Origin of the sequence: Roseateles aquatilis, from assembly GCF_002205645.1 — a bacterium.
Classification (GTDB): domain Bacteria; phylum Pseudomonadota; class Gammaproteobacteria; order Burkholderiales; family Burkholderiaceae_C; genus Roseateles; species Roseateles aquatilis.
Window position 1 is genome coordinate 1 of sequence record NZ_NIOF01000002.1, and the last position, 14,815, is coordinate 14,815.

The 14,815-nt window shown below is 68.1% G+C and carries 16 protein-coding genes and 1 other RNA gene; 8 read left to right on the plus strand and 9 right to left on the minus strand.

The window, feature by feature from the left end; genetic code table 11:
* Positions 1–389, minus strand: a 389-nt coding sequence (locus tag CDN99_RS05465) for an FAD-dependent oxidoreductase (protein ID WP_158218764.1), incomplete at its 3' end; no start/stop codon positions are given.
* Between the two features lie 169 nt (positions 390–558).
* Between CDN99_RS05465 and CDN99_RS05470 the strand changes: the two genes are divergently transcribed.
* From CDN99_RS05470 to CDN99_RS05490, 5 genes are all read left to right on the plus strand, one after another.
* Entirely contained in the window at positions 559–1,227 is a 669-nt protein-coding gene (locus CDN99_RS05470; RefSeq protein WP_088383470.1) for a Crp/Fnr family transcriptional regulator, read from the plus strand.
* Positions 1,228–1,343: 116 nt separating this feature from the next.
* The gene (locus CDN99_RS05475; RefSeq protein WP_088383472.1) at positions 1,344–3,713 is read left to right on the plus strand and encodes a DNA translocase FtsK; all 2,370 of its coding nucleotides are present in this window, start codon (positions 1,344–1,346) and stop codon (positions 3,711–3,713) included.
* 245 nt (positions 3,714–3,958) lie between these two features.
* Entirely contained in the window at positions 3,959–4,561 is a 603-nt protein-coding gene (gene lolA / locus CDN99_RS05480; protein WP_088384378.1) for an outer membrane lipoprotein periplasmic chaperone LolA, read from the plus strand.
* A gap of 67 nt (positions 4,562–4,628) precedes the next feature.
* On the plus strand, positions 4,629–6,005 hold the full coding sequence (locus CDN99_RS05485) for a replication-associated recombination protein A (protein WP_088383474.1): 1,377 nt from the start codon (positions 4,629–4,631) through the stop codon (positions 6,003–6,005).
* Between the two features lie 6 nt (positions 6,006–6,011).
* Complete coding sequence (locus tag CDN99_RS05490; RefSeq protein ID WP_088383476.1) at positions 6,012–7,025, plus strand: amino acid ABC transporter substrate-binding protein; 1,014 nt, start codon at positions 6,012–6,014, stop codon at positions 7,023–7,025.
* Here the strand turns inward: CDN99_RS05490 and CDN99_RS05495 are convergent.
* Positions 6,940–7,986, minus strand: a complete 1,047-nt coding sequence (locus CDN99_RS05495; protein ID WP_088383478.1) for a LysR family transcriptional regulator — start codon at positions 7,984–7,986, stop codon at positions 6,940–6,942. The two genes, CDN99_RS05490 and CDN99_RS05495, sit on opposite strands and share 86 nt — an antisense overlap.
* 145 nt (positions 7,987–8,131) lie before the next feature.
* Here CDN99_RS05495 and sugE point away from each other — a divergent pair, with 145 nt between their 5' ends.
* Both sugE and CDN99_RS05505 read left to right on the plus strand, forming a co-directional pair.
* Complete coding sequence (gene sugE, locus CDN99_RS05500) at positions 8,132–8,452, plus strand: quaternary ammonium compound efflux SMR transporter SugE (RefSeq protein ID WP_088383480.1); 321 nt, start codon at positions 8,132–8,134, stop codon at positions 8,450–8,452.
* Positions 8,453–8,511: 59 nt separating this feature from the next.
* On the plus strand, positions 8,512–8,844 hold the full coding sequence (locus CDN99_RS05505; RefSeq protein WP_088383482.1) for a hypothetical protein: 333 nt from the start codon (positions 8,512–8,514) through the stop codon (positions 8,842–8,844).
* An 18-nt stretch (positions 8,845–8,862) separates the two neighbouring features.
* Here CDN99_RS05505 and CDN99_RS05510 read toward each other — a convergent pair whose 3' ends face one another.
* The 5 genes from CDN99_RS05510 to rpsU all read right to left on the minus strand — a co-directional run bounded on the left by CDN99_RS05510 (position 8,863) and on the right by rpsU (position 12,451).
* Positions 8,863–10,443: a TRAP transporter large permease gene (locus tag CDN99_RS05510; RefSeq protein ID WP_088384380.1), complete on the minus strand. Its 1,581-nt coding sequence runs from the start codon at positions 10,441–10,443 to the stop codon at positions 8,863–8,865.
* Entirely contained in the window at positions 10,443–11,051 is a 609-nt protein-coding gene (locus tag CDN99_RS05515) for a TRAP transporter small permease subunit (RefSeq protein ID WP_088383484.1), read from the minus strand. Before CDN99_RS05515 ends, CDN99_RS05510 begins: the two co-directional genes overlap by 1 nt.
* A 196-nt stretch (positions 11,052–11,247) precedes the next feature.
* Complete coding sequence (locus CDN99_RS05520; protein ID WP_088383486.1) at positions 11,248–11,589, minus strand: protein tyrosine phosphatase family protein; 342 nt, start codon at positions 11,587–11,589, stop codon at positions 11,248–11,250.
* A gap of 53 nt (positions 11,590–11,642) precedes the next feature.
* Positions 11,643–12,089, minus strand: coding sequence for a GatB/YqeY domain-containing protein (locus CDN99_RS05525; RefSeq protein WP_088383488.1), 447 nt, complete (start codon positions 12,087–12,089; stop codon positions 11,643–11,645).
* 149 nt (positions 12,090–12,238) lie between these two features.
* The gene (gene rpsU / locus CDN99_RS05530; RefSeq protein ID WP_012346814.1) at positions 12,239–12,451 is read right to left on the minus strand and encodes a 30S ribosomal protein S21; all 213 of its coding nucleotides are present in this window, start codon (positions 12,449–12,451) and stop codon (positions 12,239–12,241) included.
* Between the two features lie 443 nt (positions 12,452–12,894).
* On the opposite strand from rpsU, the gene CDN99_RS05535 reads away from it, so the two are divergent.
* Positions 12,895–13,911: a GGDEF domain-containing protein gene (locus CDN99_RS05535; protein ID WP_088383490.1), complete on the plus strand. Its 1,017-nt coding sequence runs from the start codon at positions 12,895–12,897 to the stop codon at positions 13,909–13,911.
* A gap of 50 nt (positions 13,912–13,961) precedes the next feature.
* Here CDN99_RS05535 and CDN99_RS05540 read toward each other — a convergent pair whose 3' ends face one another.
* Together CDN99_RS05540 and ssrS are read right to left on the minus strand one after the other, a co-directional pair.
* On the minus strand, positions 13,962–14,399 hold the full coding sequence (locus tag CDN99_RS05540; RefSeq protein WP_238139417.1) for an EVE domain-containing protein: 438 nt from the start codon (positions 14,397–14,399) through the stop codon (positions 13,962–13,964).
* A gap of 208 nt (positions 14,400–14,607) precedes the next feature.
* A non-coding RNA gene (gene ssrS / locus CDN99_RS05545) (6S RNA) lies at positions 14,608–14,786 on the minus strand.
* Positions 14,787–14,815: the final 29 nt, after the last annotated feature.

Sequence of the window (14,815 nt, forward strand, 5' to 3'; positions counted from 1 at the left end):
ATGAAGGCCTCTTCCGACGGCAGGCCCAGGTACTGGGCCGAGGCGCCGGTGGCCAGGACCACCGCGTCGGCGGTGTAGACGGCGCTGTCGCCGGTCAGCGTGAACGGGCGCTTGGAGAAGTCGACCGAGTTGATGTGGTCGAAGACGATCTCGGTCTGGAAGCGCTCGGCATGTTCCTGGAAGCGCTGCATCAGCTCCGGGCCCTGCACGCCCATCACGTCGGCCGGCCAGTTGTCGACTTCGGTGGTGGTCATCAACTGACCCCCTTGCGCCATGCCGGTAACCAGCAGCGGCTTGAGGTTGGCGCGGGCCGCGTAAATCGCGGCGGTGTAGCCGGCGGGGCCGGAACCGAGAATCAGCAGTTGGGCGTGGCGGGTGTTTTGGCTCATGGCGGACAGATGGGGATGCGCACGGTCGGCGCAAGGGTCGGAAGACTACGGCCTAGACCCTATGAACAACCGTGAACAAATTGGCACAATGCATCCATTCTAGGTGGCGGGCCCTCTGCCATCCTGACAAGCACGATTGACCCCAACCCCCGACAGGAGGTGCCTCTTCATGGCCATGTTGTCCAATCTGGATCTGATCCGCAGGGTTCCCTTGTTCTCCTTGCTGACCGCCGACCAGGCCCAGTCCATCGCGGACAGTGTCGTCAAGCGGCGCTTCAAGCGCGGCGAACTGATCGTCGAGCAGGGCACCAAGTCCAATGCGCTCTTCATCCTGCTCAACGGCCGTGCCCGCGTGCTGACCGCGGACAGCCGCGGCCGCGAAGTGATCCTCGCCGTGCTGCAACCCGGCGACTACGTCGGCGAGATGAGCCTCATCGACAACGAACCCCACTCGGCGACCGTGCGCGCCGAGGTCCAGACCGACATGCTGGTGCTTGGCCGCGCCGATTTCGGGCGTGGCCTGCCGGAGTCGTCCAGCCTGGCCTACGGCATCCTGCGCGGACTGGTCGCGCGGCTGCGCAATGCCGACCGTCAGATCGAGTCGCTCGCGCTGCTGGACGTCTATGGCCGCGTGGCGCGCACGCTGCTGGACATGGCCGAGGAAGAGAAGGGCGTGAAGATCATCCGCGGCAAGGTGTCCCGTCAGGACATGGCCAAGGTGGTGGGCGCGTCGCGCGAGATGGTCAGCCGCGTCATGAAGGACCTGGAGGACAAGGGCGTCATCGAGACGCTCGAGAACGGCTCCGTGGTCATCAAGGAACGACTGCAGCACGACTGACGGCCGCGCCGGCGTCGGTGCGTCGCGGCGCCGGCGTCGCCGCCGCGTCAACGTTTCTTCACCATGCCGCCCCGGTCCGGGACTGAAGCCGGGGGCTTGTGCGTCACAATCGCGGGATGAGTTTTCCCGGTTCTTTGCTGGGCGGCGACGATGCCGCCACCGAGCGCCCCGCGCCCGTTCGCAAGTCCAAGAAGGCGGCCGCCCCGGCTGCCGCGCCAACGCCGCCCAGTCCGCTGCGCACGCCCCTGTGGCTGCTGGTCAGCGGGCTCGTGTGGGGTCTGGTCTTGCTGGCGTTGATCAGCCATGACCGCGCCGACGCCGCGTTCACCACCGCCGGCGGCCAGGACCTGACGCACAACCGCGTTGGCAGCCTCGGTGCCTGGATCTCCGACCTGCTGCTGTTCGGCTTCGGCTACTCGTGCTGGTGGCTGATGCTGGTCTCGCTGCGCAGCTGGCTCGGCGGGCTGGCGCGCTTGCTTCGCGCCGATGGCGGCCACGTGACGACCCTCAAGAGCCGCCTGCCCACGATCGGCGGCGTCGCGCTGCTGATCGCCGCTAGCTGCGCGCTCGAATGGACCCGGCTGTACGGCTGGGAGTCGCGCTTGCCCGGCCACGCCGGCGGTGTCGTCGGTTATCTGCTGGGGCCGCTCAGCATGAAGTTGCTGGGCTTCGCGGGTTCCGGCGTGGTGTGGATCGCGGCCCTGGTGGCCGGCGTGTCGCTGGCGCTGAAGTTCTCGTGGCTGCGCGTGGCCGAGCAGGTCGGCACCTGGATCGAAGGGCTGCGCGAGAAGCGCGAGGTCCGCCGCGAGATCGCCGAGGACAAGCGCGTCGGCAAGGAAGCCAAGCGCGAGCGCGAGGCGGTCGTCGAGGTCGAGCGCCACATCGAGGAAGAGCACCACATCCCCATCGTCATCGAGCCGCCGGTCGTCGAGGTGCCGAAGTCGACGCGCGTCATCAAGGAGCGCCAGCAGACGCTGTTCACCGATCCGACCGACGCCAAGCTGCCGCAGGTGGACCTGCTGGACGCGCCGCCGCCGCGCATCGAGACGGTCACGCCCGAATCGCTGGAAATGACCAGCCGCATGATCGAGAAGAAGTTGAAGGACTTCGGCGTCGAGGTGCGGGTGGTGGCGGCCTCGCCCGGCCCGGTGATCACGCGCTACGAGATCGAGCCCGCCACCGGCGTGAAGGGCTCGCAGATCGTCAACCTGGCCAAGGACCTGGCGCGCTCGCTGAGCCTGACGTCGATCCGCGTCGTCGAGACCATCCCGGGCAAGAACTTCATGGCGCTGGAGCTGCCGAACGCGCGGCGCCAGACCATCCGACTGTCCGAGATCCTCGGCTCGCAGGTCTATGCCGACGCCTCGTCGGCGTTGACCATGGGCCTGGGCAAGGACATCGTCGGCCTGCCGGTCGTGGCCGACCTGGCGAAGATGCCGCATTGCCTGGTGGCCGGCACGACCGGCTCGGGCAAGTCGGTGGGCATCAACGCGATGATCCTGAGCCTGCTCTACAAGGCCGAGGCGCGCGACGTGCGCCTGATCCTGATCGACCCGAAGATGCTGGAAATGAGCGTCTACGAAGGCATCCCGCATCTGCTGGCGCCGGTCGTGACCGACATGAAGCAGGCGAGCAACGCGCTCAACTGGTGCGTCAACGAGATGGAGCGGCGCTACAAGCTGATGTCCAAGCTCGGCGTGCGCAACCTGGCCGGCTACAACAAGAAGATCGCCGACGCGGCCGAACGCGAGGAGAAGATCCCCAACCCGTTCAGCCTGACGCCGGAGGAGCCCGAGCCGCTCGACCGCCTGCCTCACATCGTCGTCGTCATCGACGAACTGGCCGACCTCATGATGGTGGTCGGCAAGAAGATCGAGGAACTGATCGCGCGCCTGGCGCAGAAGGCCCGCGCGGCCGGCATCCACCTGATCCTGGCCACGCAGCGCCCGTCGGTCGACGTCATCACCGGCCTGATCAAGGCCAACATCCCGACGCGCCTGTCGTTCCAGGTCAGCAGCAAGATCGACAGCCGGACCATCCTCGACCAGATGGGCGCGGAGGCGTTGCTGGGCATGGGCGACATGCTCTACATGCCCTCGGGCACCGGGCTGCCGGTGCGCGTGCACGGCGCCTTCGTCAGCGACGACGAGGTGCACCGCGTCGTCAGCTACCTGAAGGAGCAGGGCGGCGAGCCCAACTACATCGAGGGCATCCTGGAGGGCGGCGTGCTCGACGGTGACGGCGGCGGCGACGGCCTGCCCGGCCTGGCGGCCGGCGGCGACGGGGAATCCGACCCGATGTACGACCAGGCCGTGTCGGTCGTGCTGCAGCACAAGCGGGCGTCGATCTCTCTCGTGCAGCGGCACTTGCGCATCGGCTACAACCGGGCAGCCCGTTTGCTGGAGCAGATGGAAAAATCCGGGCTGGTGTCGTCGATGGCCACCAACGGGAACCGCGACATCATCGTGCCCAAGCGCGAGGAATGAGCGGCCCGGTGATCGGTGTCAACCGGCGCCGTGACGCCGACCGTTCCAACCCGAAGATGTTCGCCGGATCGCTTCCCGCCAGAACGTTTCCCGCGAGATCCTCCCCGTTTCTGCAGGACTCCCCCACGCTCATGAGCCAGCCGATGATTTCCTCGACCGCATCGTTCACCGCGTTGTCCACCTCCGCCACGCCGCCGTCCGCGCACGAGGCGCCGCGGCGCTCGGTCGGCCGGGCCGTCGCGCGCATGGCCGCCGGGCTCGCGCTGCTGGGCGCCGCCGCGCTCGCGCAGGCTGATGGGCTGAGCGCGCTGAAGAGCTTCGTGACCGAGGTCAAGAGCGGGCGCGCCACGTTCACGCAGACGGTGACGTCACCCGATGGCAAGCGCAAGAAGAGCACCGCCGGCACCTTCGAGTTCCAGCGCCCCAACCAGTTCCGCTTCAGCTATGCCAAGCCGGCGGAGCAACTGATCGTCGGCGACGGCAAGGAAGTCTGGGTCTACGACCCCGACCTGGCACAGGCAAGCGTGCGCGGCATGGACCAGGCGCTGGGTGCGACGCCGGTGTCGCTGCTGGCGGGCGGGGACTTGACCAAGGACTTCACGCTGACGGCGCAACCGGCCTCGGGCGGCATCGACTGGGTCGAGGCCACGCCCAAGCGCAACGACAGCGGCCTGCAGAGCCTGCGGCTGGGTTTCAAGGGCCGCGAGCTGGCGGCGCTGGAGATCGTCGACGGCTTCGGCCAGCGCTCGCTGATGCAGTTCAGCGCCGTCGAGGTCAACGCCAAGGTGGCGCCCGAGCGCTTCCGCTTCACGCCGCCGGCCGGCGTGGACGTGGCGCGGCAGCCCTGAGCGTCGGGCCCCGCCTCATCCCCCTCAGCCCATCAGATCCCGAGGCGCCGAGTCCGCGGTTCCCGACATGAGCAACGCTTCCCTGTTTCCGGACGAGTTCCAGCCCGTTCCCAGCGGCGGTTCCGCCGCGGCGCCGAGCGCGCACGCGCCGTTGCCCGAACGGCTTCGGCCGCGCAAGCTCGACGAGGTCGTGGGCCAGCGTCATCTGCTGGGCGAGGGCATGCCGCTGCGCGTCGCGCTGGAGAGCGGCCGGCCGCATTCGATGATCCTGTGGGGGCCGCCGGGCGTCGGCAAGACGACGCTGGCGCGGCTGATGACGCAGCACTTCGATGCGCAGTTCATTGCCATCTCCGCGGTGCTGGGCGGCGTCAAGGACATCCGCGAGGCGGTCGAGCGCGCGCAGGCCGCAGCCGGCCAGGGGCGGCGCACGATCGTGTTCGTGGACGAGGTGCATCGCTTCAACAAGGCGCAGCAGGATGCCTTCCTGCCGCATGTCGAGTCGGGGCTGTTCAGCTTCATCGGCGCGACGACGGAGAACCCGTCCTTCGAGGTCAACTCGGCACTGCTGTCGCGGGCGACCGTGCATGTGCTCAAGGCGCTCGACGAGCAGGACATGCGCGAACTGCTGGCGCGTGGCAGCGCCGCGCTCGGCGCGCCGCCGATGACCGATACCGCGGCGCTGCGCATGATCGGCTACGCTGACGGCGACGCGAGGCGGCTGCTCAACACGCTGGAGACGGTGGCCCAGTTGACCCCCGCGGGCACCGCGCAGATCGACGAGGCGCTGCTGGAGCGCACGCTCGGCGAGCAACTGCGCCGCTACGACAAGGGCGGCGACCAGTTCTACGACGTGATCTCCGCGCTGCACAAGTCGGTGCGCGGCTCCAACCCGGACGCGGCGCTGTACTGGCTGGTGCGCATGCTCGACGGCGGCGTCGACGCGCGCTACATCACGCGCCGCCTGATCCGCATGGCCAGCGAGGACATCGGCAACGCCGACCCGCGCGCGCTGCGGCTGTGCCTGGACGCGGCGGAAACCTACGAGCGCCTGGGCTCGCCCGAGGGCGAGCTGACGCTGGCGCAGGCCGTGGTCTATCTGGCGATCGCGCCCAAGTCCAACGCCGTCTACAACGCCTACAACCAGGTCCGAGCGCTGATCAAGCAGGACAACTCACGACCGGTGCCGGTGCACCTGCGCAACGCGCCGACCCGCCTGATGAAGGAGCTCGGCTACGGCAAGGCGTATCGATACGCGCATGACTTCCCCGGTGCCTACGTGGCGGGCGAGCAGTACCTGCCCGACGGGCTGGAGGATCAGCGCTTCTACGAGCCGGTACCGCGCGGGCTCGAACTGAAGATCGGCGCTCGCCTGAACGAGTTGCGGCAGCTCGATGCCGAGGCGCGCGGCGCGGGCGGCGAGCAGGCCGGCGACACCGAGGACTGAGCCGTGATGACGAAGCCCGCAGCGGAATCATTGGGGTGCCAGGGCGGCCGCTTGCGACGCCTTGCGGCGCGGATGGCGGGCGTGGCCGTCGCCGGGGTGCTGGCGCTGGCGGCGGTGCCGTCGATCGCGGCGCCTGCCTCGGCGTCCGGCCCGGCGCGGGGTGCCCAACCGGCCGAAGGCCCGACGCTGACGCGCATCCGTGAAACCGGCGTGGTCGTCATCGGCTACCGACCGGCCTCGCTGCCGTTCTCCTACCTCGACGCGCAACTGCGCCCGACCGGTTACTCGGTGGAGCTCTGCGAGCGCGTCATCAACGCCTTGCGCGTCCGGCTGAAGCTGCCCGACCTGGAAGTCCGCCGCGTGGCGGTCGGCTCGGCCACGCGCATGCCGATGGTCACCAACGGCACGCTCGACATGGAGTGCGGCATCACGACCAACACCGCCGAGCGGGCGCGCAACCAGTCCTTCTCGGTGACGATCTTCGTGGCCGAGACCAAGCTCATGACGCGCCATGGCGAGCGCGTGCAGAGCCTCACCGACCTGCAAGGCCGGCCCGTCGTCAGCACCATCGGCACGACCAGCATCCAGCATCTGGCCAAGGTCAACGAGCAGCAGGGGCTGGGCATCCGCATCGTCGCCGGGCTGGACGATCCGGACGCGTTCCAGCTGCTGCGCAGCGGCCGGGCCGACGCGTTCCTGATGGACGACGTGATCATCCGCAGCCTGCTCGCGCAGCAGGGGGCGGCGGTCTCGGCGGACGACTACGTGATCTCGGACCGGGCGCTGACCGTGGAGCCCTACGCGATCGGGCTGAATCGCGACGATCCGCTGTTCAAGTCCATGGTGGACGAGGTGCTGATCGGCCTGTACCGCAGCGGCGAGATCAACGCGATCTACCGGCGCTGGTTCGAGTCCCCGCTGCCGCCGTCGGGCATCAACCTGAAGTTGCCGATGAGCGCCGCTTTCCGGCGCGTGGTCGCGCAGCCGACGGACTCGCCGGACCCGGAGCGTTACCGTTGAGCGCGGCGCAGCCGGCGCCGCGACCCTCGTCGGCCGAGGATTCCGCGGTGGCCGCGGCTTCGACCTTCCGGCGCTTCAGCGCTTGCAGCAGATCGACGAAACGCCGCGCGGCCAGTCCCAGGGGGCGCTCGTGCGTCCACACCACGTCGACGTAGAGCTGCAGCGCGTTGGTGAAGTTGCCAGCCGGCAGCCTCACGAGCGCGCCTGACGCCAACGCGGCGCGCACGAAGCCCAGCGGCAGCCACGCCCAGCCCAGACCCTGCTCCACCAGTCGCAGCGCCGCCAGCGGGCTGTCCGTGCGCCATTGCAGCCGTGAGATCGCGAGCCGCTTGTCGACCTCGGCGGCGTCTCGCCCGGCCACCAGGATCTGCCGCTCGGCGATCAGGTGCTCGTCGCGCAGCGGCTCGTCATGGGTTCGCGCGAGCATCGGATGGGAGGCGGCGGCGACGGCCACCAGCGTTTCCCGGCCGACTTCCTGAAAGCTCTCGCGCGGGTCCAGGCCGAAGCGCTCGAACACCAGCGCCAACTGCGCGCGGCCGCTCTGCACCAGCGCCAGGGCGTCGGCCTGCGGGGCGGTCAGGACTTCGACCTCCAGCAGCGGGTGCTCCGCCGACAGCGTGCGCAGCGCCTCATGCCACGGCGTGTCGGCAAGCAGTTCCGGCGCCACCGCGAGCGTCAGCGACGGCTCCAGCCCCTGCGTCAGCGAGAGCGCATGGCGGTTGAGCTGCTGCAGCTGCTCGGCCAGGCGCCGCGCTTGCGGCACCAGCGCGAGGGCCTGTGCCGTGGGGACGGGCTCGCGCCCGGTACGGTCGAACAGCGGCAGGTCGAGCTGCGCCTCCAGGTTGGCGATCGCCATGCTGACGGCCGAGGGCACCCGGCCCAAGGCCCGAGCCGCGGCCGAGAAGGAACCGCCATCGACGGCGGCGAGGAATACGCGGAGGTTGTCGAGATCGAAGGCCATGGGTGAGGGGGCTCGGTGGATCCAGCGTCCAACGGATTTTATCTATCACCGATACTGAAGGAATCTGACTTCAAGTATCAGATCGATGCACATACAGTGCAAGCCATCGATCATCAACGGGCCGAGGCCCACGAGGAGTCATGTCATGGTGTGGGGTGTCTTGTTTCTGGCCGGCCTGTTCGAAATCGGTTGGGCCGTCGGCCTGAAGTACACGGAAGGGTTCACGCGGCCCTGGCCGACGGTCGGCACGGTCGCCGCGATGGTGGTGAGCGTGGTGCTGCTGGGCTGGGCGCTCAAGCACTTGCCCGTGGGCACGGCCTACGCGATATGGACGGGGATCGGCGCCGTCGGCACGGCGATCGCCGGCATCGTGCTGCTGGGCGAGTCGGCTTCGCTGGCGCGCTTGGCCTGCATCGGACTGATCGCCGCCGGCATCATCGGCCTGAAGCTGGCGACGCCGCAGTGAAGCCGGTCGGCGAGGCATGACGCTTGCCGATCTGGGTCTCACCCTTCCAGGAGACGCCCATGACCGACTTCAGCAAGCTGCGCGGCGAAACCCGCCCCGCCAACCTCGATCCCGTCGCCGAGGCCGCCTACTGGCGCGAGCACTACGCCAAGCGCCCCTACATCGAGCCCGGCGACACGCACGACGACTTCGGTCCCGCCTATGCCTACGGCGTCGATGCCTTCGCGCGCTTCCCCGATCGGGACTTCGACGACTTCGAGTCGGAGCTGCACCGTGACTGGGGCAGTCAGCGCCAGGGCTCGTCGCTCGAGTGGGCGCGCGCCAAGCCGGCGGTCAAGGATGCCTGGCAGCGCATCAAGGAAGCGTCCAACATGCCGCCGTCGACGCGCTGAGGTCGACGGTCCCGGCGGTCACTTCTTCTCGTCCAGCGCGCGACGGACCGCCTCCATCGGATCCTCCGCCTCCGACGCGGGGGCGGAGGCGCCCGACGCCGCACCCGAGGCCGCTTCGGGCAGGCCGAACAGCTGGTTCGTGTCCGCGTTGGGCTCCTGGCCCCGGTCCGACTGGCCGGCATCGATGCCTTGCAGCATCTCGGTCGCCTTGTTCAGGTCCACCGCCTCTTCCTTGTCCAGGAAGGCGGTCACCGTGACCGGGAAGAAGATGACGATCGCCACCAGGATCAACTGCATGCCCACCCATGGGATCGAGCCCATGTAGATGTCGCTCGACAGCACGCGACGGGGCAGGGAGCCGTTCTTGTGCAGCGTGTCCGCGATGCCGCGCAGGTAGAACAGCGCGAAGCCGAACGGCGGATGCATGAAGCTGGTTTGCATGTTCACGCAGAGCATCACGCCGAACCACACCAGATCGATGCCCATCTTCTGGGCCACCGGGCCCAGCAGCGGCAGGATGATGAAGGCGATCTCGAAGAAGTCGAGGAAGAACGCCAGGAAGAAGATGAACAGGTTGACGACGATCAGGAAGCCGATCTGGCCGCCGGGCAGGCCGGTCAGCAGATGCTCGATCCACTTGCCGCCCTCGACGCCCTGGAACACCAGCGAGAAGGTCCGCGAGCCGATCAGGATGAACACCACCATGGCGGTGATGCGCATCGTGCCGATCATTGCCTCGCGGGTCACCGACCAGTTCAGGCGCCGATGCAGCGCCGCCAGGATGAAGGCACCGATCGCGCCCATCGCGCCGGCCTCGGTCGGCGTGCAGATCGCCGTGTCGATGCCGGGCAGGCCGCCCATCGACCCGAGCACCGCGAAGATCAGGATCGCCGACGGGATGATGCCGCGCAGGCACTTGGCCCACAGCGCCCAGCCGTTCAGCGTGCGGGCTTCCTTGGGAACGCCGGGCACGTACTCCGGCTTGATGCGCGCCAGCAGGAAGGTGTAGAGCGCGAAGATCAGCACCTGCAGGATCGACGGTCCCCAGGCGCCCTTGTACATGTCGCCGACCGACCGCCCCAGCTGGTCCGCCAGCACCACCAGCACCAGCGACGGCGGCACCAGCTGCGTGATGGTGCCGGACGCCGCCAGCACCCCCGTCGCGTAGCGCATGTTGTAGCCGTAGCGCATCATGACCGGCAGCGAGATCATCGCCATCGCGATCACCTGGCCCGCCACCGTGCCGGTGATCGCGCCCAGGATGAAGCCGACGATGATCACCGAGTACCCCAGCCCGCCGCGCACCGGGCCGAACAACTGGCCCATCGAATCGAGCATGTCCTCGGCCAGCCCGCATTTCTCCAGCAAGGCGCCCATCAGCGTGAAGAACGGGATCGCCAGCAGCAGGTCGTTGGACAGGATGCCGAAGACGTTCTGCGGCAGCGCCGACATGAACTCGGGCGGGAACCAGCCCTGGCTCACCGCGAAGAAACCGCAGGCCAGGCCCAGTGCGGCCAGCGAGAACGCCACGGGGAAGCCGATCAGCATGACCACGATCAGCCCCGCGAACATCAGCGGGGGAAACTGCTCCATCGTGATCATTGCAGCGGCCTCTCGTAATGCGTGTCCATCTCCACGCGATGGGCCAGGTAGCCGATCCGCTTGATGATCTCCGACAGCCCCTGCAGGCTCACCAGCGCGAAGCCCAGCGGCAACGTGAGCGCCACCGGCCAACGGATCAGCCCGCCTGCGTTGCCGGACACCTCGCCGCTGCTGATCAACTTCCACAGGTAGCCGCCCAGGCCGAGCGACGCGATGGTGTCGTCGGCGCGCATGCCGGTGGTGAGCTTCACGAGGAAGAAGTCCCACGACAGCCAGCCGGCGTAGATCATCACCGGCAGCAGGAACACGATCAGCCCGAACAGGTCGACGTAGACCTTGCCGTGGCCGCGCAGCCGGGTGTAGACGATGTCGACGCGCACATGCTCGTTGAGCCGCAACACCTGCGCCGCGCCCAGCATCACGCAGGCCGCGAACAGGTACCACTGGATTTCGAGGAAGGCGTTGGAGCTGATGTCCAGGCCGTAACGGATCACCGCATTCGCGGCGCTGATCAGGCACGACAGCAGGACAGCCCAGGCGGCAAGCGCGCCGAATCGGTCCGTCAGCCAGTCGATGCCCTTGGCGAAAGCAAGCAGGGCGTTCATCGACGAGTCCAAGTCTCCATTGAGCCCGCGACGGAAGGGCTCGTTTTTTGTGTAGACGTGGACTGTAGCCAGCGGGCGCTGACCGGGGGCTGAATTCAGGGGGCGTCTGGGGAAAGCCCTGAGGGGCGTCGAGCGGGTGGGGCTTGGCGACTCGGACCGAACGCTTCGGTCCGGGTGCCAGGGGTCCCGCTCGGGGTCAGAGCTGGGTGGCGGCGGCGAACAGCTTCGTCGAGCGCCCGCCGGAGCGGCAGAATGCCAGCACCGGCGTGGGCACTTCGTCCAGGATCGCGCGCATCGCGGCGATCTCTTCGGGCGACTGGTAGTTGCCCTGCACCGGCAGGTGCCGGTAGACGAGGCCCGCCGCTTCCGCCGCCTGGCGGACCTGCTCGCTGGTCGGCTGGTCCGGGCCGCCCTCGAAGTCCGGGCGGTTGTTGATGACGGTCTTGAAGCCGGCCGCGGCCAGCGCGGCCATCGTGTCCGGCGTGAGTTGCGGCGCGACGCAGAAGTCGGGCGTCAGTTGGTTGACGGTCAGTTCCATGAGAGCTCCTGTCTTTCCGTTGTCCGATCTGTCGGGAAGGGCCGGGAGGGCGCTCAGCCCGCCAGCGCCGCCTTCACCGCCGCGGAGACCAGGCCCATGTCGGCCTTGCCCGCCAGCTTGCCCTTGACGGCGCCCATCACCTTGCCCATGTCGGCCGGGCCCTTGGCGCCCAGCTCGGCGACGATGGCGGCGACCTCGGCCTGGATCTCGTCCGCGCTCAGGCGCTGCGGCAGGTAGGCCTCCAGCACCTGGAGCTCGGCGGCTTCCTTGTCCGCCAGGTCCTGGCGGCCCGCGGCCGTGAACTGGCTGATCGAGTCCTTGCGCTGCTTGATCAGCTTGTCGACGATGGCCACCAGCATGACGTCGTCGACCACGACGCGCTCGTCCACTTCCTTCTGCTTCACCGCCGCCAGCAGCAGGCGGATCGTGCCCAGGCGCTCGCTGTCCTTGGCGCGCATCGCGGACTTCATGTCTTCGGTGATCTGGTCCTTCAGGCTCATGTGGGGCTCCTTGCTTGATCTCGCGTAATCATCTGGATTCTGAAAACGAAAAAGCCCGCGGCAGCGTCCTGCGCGGGCTTTCTGTGCTGTCGGGCGGTGGGGACGGTCAGCGACACGATCCCCGGCGCCGAAGCGGTCCGATCAGGCGATCAGTACAGCTTCTTCGGCAGCTGCATGCTGCGCACGCGCTTGTAGTGACGCTTCACGGCGGCAGCCTTCTTGCGCTTGCGCTCGGCCGTCGGCTTTTCGTAGAACTCGCGGGCGCGCAGCTCGGTGAGCAGGCCCAGCTTTTCAATGGTGCGCTTGAAGCGGCGCAGGGCCACGTCGAACGGCTCGTTTTCTTTGACGCGAATGGTGGTCATGAAAAAAGAATTCCTTCAAATAGCGCTCGGTGTTCGCAAAGTAAGTCCACGGACCAGTGACGGCCGTGACCTTCGAAGCGGAGTATCCGGAGTCCACTTCCGAATCGACGCGCAGGGTTTGCCAGCAAAACGAGGATTCTAGCCTTATTTTCGACAGGTCGCCACATTGGGAAGTTGCACATGACCACCCACCCGAAATCGGCGGGTCGTTGGCAACCAGTCGTGACATTTTCACGCACTGCTCCCACGCGCGGTCGAGCGGGCTGCTCTCATCAGAAAGGCAGTCCATGTGCCACCCCGCGCCGAAGTAGGATGCCTGGCCCCAAGCTTAGGGGGAGGGGGGCGAGAACTCCGTCCGCGGCACTTGCCGCCGCCAGGGGCCGCCATCTACATTCGCTCATCCACCATTCGATCGCCAGGGAATCTCTGGCCCGGCCCGCCACATGGAATTACAAGCCGCCGCGATCCCTGCGCCAGCCAGTTTCGATGCCTGGCTGGCATCGCTGGGACCGCAACATGCGCCCGTCGCGGCCGGCCTGCTCGGCTTGCTGGAGCCCACGGGCGCCTGCCTGACGGTCAAGTCCATGGCCACCGGTCGTTATGTCTTCGCCAGCGCCGGCATGAGCGAGCTCTTCGGCCGCGTGGAGTCCGGCATCGTCGGCAACGCCGACGCGGACCTGATGCGCGGCGACGAGGTCCAGGCCATGCGGCGCTCGGAGCAGGCCACGCTGGCGCAGCGGGGGGTCGTGAGTTCGGAGCATCGCCTCGAACTCGCCGGCCGCCGCCGCGAGTTCATGGTCACGCGCATCCCGCTCGGTCAGGAGCACGTGATGGCCCTGTGGAGCGACAAGACCGAGGAGCGCCACCGCGAGACCCACCTGCAGCGCGCGTTGCAGCAGCTGGAGCAGCAGCAGAAGTCGCTCGAGCAGATGCGCCGCGAACTGCAGCAGGGCAGCGGCCGTGACGAGACCTCCGGCCTCTACATGCGCGCGCAGTTCGACGACCAGTTGCTGCGCGAGATCGATCTCTCCACCCGCGAGCATCGCGAGTTCACGCTGGTGCTGATTGCGCTCGATCCGTCCGCGGCCGAGGCCGAGCTCGGCGCCGAGGCGCGCCAGAGCCTGCTCGAGGGCCTGGGCCGCATGCTGCGCGCCAATACCCGCGCGATGGACGCGGCCTGCCGCATCGGCGACGACCTGTTCGCCGTGCTGCTGTCAGGCGTCGGCCTCGCGACCGCGCATGCGCGGATGGAGCAACTGCGCCGGCAATGCCATGCCCAGATCGTCGTGCTGCAAGGGCAGGACCTGGGCCTGTCGCTGTCGATGGGCGTGGCCAGCTTCCCGCACACCGCGTCACGGCAGGAAGAGCTGCTGGGCGCCGCCGAGATGGCGGTGAAGGAGGCGCAGCGCCGTGGTGGCAATCAGGTCGTGCTGGCGTCGATTCCGTTCGGCATGGGCTGAGGTCGGTCCTTCGCGCCCCAGCCGACCCTCGGCGCCCCTGGGCGAGGTGGTCAGCCCAGCAGTTGCTGCAGATGCGCCCACTCCGCGGGCGTCACCGGTGTGATCGACAGGCGATTGCCCGGTTGCAAGGTGCGCATCCCCGACAACGCCGGATCGCGCTTCATCTCCGCCAGGCTCAGCAGGCGCGTCTTGCGCACGAAGCGCACGTCCACGTGTTGCCAGCGCGGCTCCTCGCGCTTGGACTTGGCGTCGAAGTAATGGCTCGCCGGATCGAACTGGGTCTCGTCCGGATAGGCCGTGCTGCTGACCTCGGCCAGGCCGGCGATGCCGGGCTCGGGGCAGGAGGAGTGATAGAACAGCACGCCGTCGCCGACACGCATCACGTCCCGCATGAAGTTGCGCGCCTGATAGTTGCGCACGCCGGTCCATGGTAACTCGCCCGCGGCCTGCAGGTGATCGATGGAGGCCTCGTCCGGCTCGGACTTCATGAGCCAGTACTGGCGCGCGCCGGGGTCGATGGTGGAGCGTGGAGTCACGGTGCCTTCCTCGTCGCTGGTCGATCGCTGGTCGACGCGCATCGCCAATGAAAAGACCGCGTCCGAGACGCGGCCTGTGCGGTGCGATGGCGCTGTGATGTCGCAGCGGTCTCGCGGTGGTGTCGCGGCGACATCGGGTGCCGCGACCGGGGGTGTTGGGGTGTCCACGGCGAACCGTGAGCCGCATTCCTGAACCCTAGGGGTACAGGTGGGCGAGGTCAGCAAAGCTTCGGGTTCATCTGACGCGAGACGCTCACACCAGCCTTGCAATGTTCCAAGCCCTTGCTCGCGAAAGCATCGGTTCAAGGAAATATAAAACTCACGCGAACGCAGTGGACGGTTTGGATTCTACGCGCCGACGCGCGTCG

Excerpts from the sequence above, each read along its gene's own strand:
- CDN99_RS05470 (WP_088383470.1), top strand. The coding sequence starts at position 559 with ATGGCCATGTTGTCCAATCTGGATCTGATCCGCAGGGTTCCCTTGTTC.
- CDN99_RS05475 (WP_088383472.1), top strand. The coding sequence starts at position 1,344 with ATGAGTTTTCCCGGTTCTTTGCTGGGCGGCGACGATGCCGCCACCGAG.
- lolA (WP_088384378.1), top strand. The coding sequence starts at position 3,959 with ATGGCCGCCGGGCTCGCGCTGCTGGGCGCCGCCGCGCTCGCGCAGGCT.
- CDN99_RS05485 (WP_088383474.1), top strand. The coding sequence starts at position 4,629 with ATGAGCAACGCTTCCCTGTTTCCGGACGAGTTCCAGCCCGTTCCCAGC.
- CDN99_RS05490 (WP_088383476.1), top strand. The coding sequence starts at position 6,012 with ATGACGAAGCCCGCAGCGGAATCATTGGGGTGCCAGGGCGGCCGCTTG.
- CDN99_RS05495 (WP_088383478.1), bottom strand. The coding sequence starts at position 7,986 with ATGGCCTTCGATCTCGACAACCTCCGCGTATTCCTCGCCGCCGTCGAT.
- sugE (WP_088383480.1), top strand. The coding sequence starts at position 8,132 with ATGGTGTGGGGTGTCTTGTTTCTGGCCGGCCTGTTCGAAATCGGTTGG.
- CDN99_RS05505 (WP_088383482.1), top strand. The coding sequence starts at position 8,512 with ATGACCGACTTCAGCAAGCTGCGCGGCGAAACCCGCCCCGCCAACCTC.
- CDN99_RS05515 (WP_088383484.1), bottom strand. The coding sequence starts at position 11,051 with ATGAACGCCCTGCTTGCTTTCGCCAAGGGCATCGACTGGCTGACGGAC.
- CDN99_RS05520 (WP_088383486.1), bottom strand. The coding sequence starts at position 11,589 with ATGGAACTGACCGTCAACCAACTGACGCCCGACTTCTGCGTCGCGCCG.
- CDN99_RS05525 (WP_088383488.1), bottom strand. The coding sequence starts at position 12,089 with ATGAGCCTGAAGGACCAGATCACCGAAGACATGAAGTCCGCGATGCGC.
- rpsU (WP_012346814.1), bottom strand. The coding sequence starts at position 12,451 with ATGACCACCATTCGCGTCAAAGAAAACGAGCCGTTCGACGTGGCCCTG.
- CDN99_RS05535 (WP_088383490.1), top strand. The coding sequence starts at position 12,895 with ATGGAATTACAAGCCGCCGCGATCCCTGCGCCAGCCAGTTTCGATGCC.
- CDN99_RS05540 (WP_238139417.1), bottom strand. The coding sequence starts at position 14,399 with ATGAAGTCCGAGCCGGACGAGGCCTCCATCGATCACCTGCAGGCCGCG.